This is a genomic window from Phenylobacterium sp., from assembly GCF_037138395.1.
Classification (GTDB): domain Bacteria; phylum Pseudomonadota; class Alphaproteobacteria; order Caulobacterales; family Caulobacteraceae; genus Phenylobacterium.
The window spans coordinates 1-1,729 of the sequence record NZ_JBAXIM010000263.1; the positions used below are offsets into that span (position 1 = coordinate 1).

The 1,729-nt window shown below is 71.3% G+C and carries 2 protein-coding genes; one reads left to right on the forward strand and one right to left on the reverse strand.

Annotated elements, in window-relative coordinates; genetic code table 11:
* Positions 1–80: 80 nt before the first annotated feature.
* Positions 81–1,259 (forward strand): NAD(P)/FAD-dependent oxidoreductase, encoded by a 1,179-nt coding sequence (locus WCJ52_RS13055; protein ID WP_336903736.1) that lies wholly within the window; start codon positions 81–83, stop codon positions 1,257–1,259.
* A gap of 84 nt (positions 1,260–1,343) precedes the next feature.
* Here WCJ52_RS13055 and WCJ52_RS13060 read toward each other — a convergent pair.
* A partial coding sequence (locus tag WCJ52_RS13060; protein WP_336903737.1) for an MBL fold metallo-hydrolase occupies positions 1,344–1,729 on the reverse strand: 386 nt, incomplete at its 5' end.

The following is a 1,729-nucleotide window of genomic DNA, read 5'->3' on the forward strand; positions in this document are numbered from 1 at the left end:
CCGGGTGGTCATCCTCACCGAGGACGGCTCCTACCAGGAACGCGCCAAGGACTGACCCGGACCCAGCGGCCCGCCCCGGAATGGAACGTTTCGACGTCGTCGTGATCGGTGCCGGTGCAGCCGGCATGATGTGCGCCGCCGAGGCCGCCCTGCGGGGCCGGCGGGTACTGGTACTGGACCATGCCCGGGCACCGGGCGAAAAGATCCGTATTTCCGGCGGTGGGCGGTGCAACTTCACCAACCTTGGCGTCCATCCCTCCCGCTTCCTGTCGGACAATCCCCGGTTCTGCATCTCGGCCCTCAGCCGCTACACGCCGACGGACTTCATCGCCCTGCTGGACCAGGCTGGCATCGCCTGGCGTGAGCGTACGCTGGGCCAGCTCTTTCTGGAGGGCTCGGCCCGGCAGGTGGTCGACCTCCTGGTGCGCCGGATGACCGAGGCGGGTGCGGATTTGCGCCTGTCGACGTCGGTGCACGACCTGATGCCGACTTCGCCTGGCTTCCGCCTTTCCCTCGACAGCGGAGAGGTCGCCGCCGAACGGGTGGTTCTGGCCGCCGGGGGCAAGTCGATCCCCAAGATGGGGGCCACGGGCTATGCCCTCGATGTCGCACGCCGGCTGGGCCTGGCCCTGGTGGAGCCCCGGGCCGGCCTCGTACCCTTCACCCTGGCACCGGACCTGCTGGAGCGGCTGTCGCCCCTGGCCGGGGTCTCTGCGCCCGCCCGGGTGACCGCGGGCGGGACTGCCTTTGACGAGTACCTCCTCTTCACCCATCGGGGCCTTTCCGGACCCGCCGTCCTCCAGGCCTCCTCCTATTGGCGGGACGGCGAGGGGGTGACGGTTGACCTCGCCCCCGGCGTCGATCTCATGGCGCGGCTGAAGGCCGAGCGGACCCGGGCCGGCCGACAGGCCCCCGCCGCCCTTCTGTCGGATCTCCTGCCCGCGCGCCTCGCCCGGACCCTGGCCGAAGGGGCCGAGGCACCGCCCCGGCTGGGGGACTGTAACGACGCCGCCCTGGCCCGCCTGTCCGCCGCCGTGAACGCCTGGACCTTCCGGCCCGCGGGCACAGAAGGCTACCGGACCGCCGAGGTCATGCTGGGCGGGGTGGATACTCGCGAGCTTGACAGCCGCACCTTCGAGACCCGCACCGTCCCCGGCCTGCACATCATTGGCGAGGCGGTGGATGTCACCGGCTGGCTGGGCGGCTACAACTTCCAGTGGGCCTGGGCCAGCGGCTGGGCGGCGGGGCAGGCGGTCTAGGGCCCCCGTAGCCCGCTGAACCCCTTCGTCCCTGGGTTATCGCCCCCACACAGGTGGAGATCCCAGCCGCGTGGGAGGACCGGCCTAGCTCTCTGAAAGGGCCTCGTCCGAGACGAACGGGTTGGTCTGGCGTTCGCGGCCGAAGGTGGACATGGGGCCGTGGCCGGGGACGAAGGCGACGTCGTCGCCGAGCGGCCAGAGCTTGCCGGTGATGGCGCCGATCAGGGCCGGATAGCTGCCGCCCGGGAAGTCGGTGCGCCCGATGGAGCCCTGGAAAAGGACATCGCCCACCTGGGCGAAGCGGGCCTCGCGGTTGAAGAAGACCACGTGTCCGGGGGTGTGGCCGGGGCAGTGGTAGACCTCGAACTCGGTCTCGCCCAGGGTCACCCGGTCGCCATCCTCCAGCCAGCGGTCGGGCTCGAAGGCCCGGGCGTCGGGCATGCCGTAGCGGGCGCCGGACTCCGGAATGC

Coding starts and splice junctions, on each gene's coding strand:
- WCJ52_RS13055 (WP_336903736.1), top strand. CDS start 81: ATGGAACGTTTCGACGTCGTCGTGATCGGTGCCGGTGCAGCCGGCATG.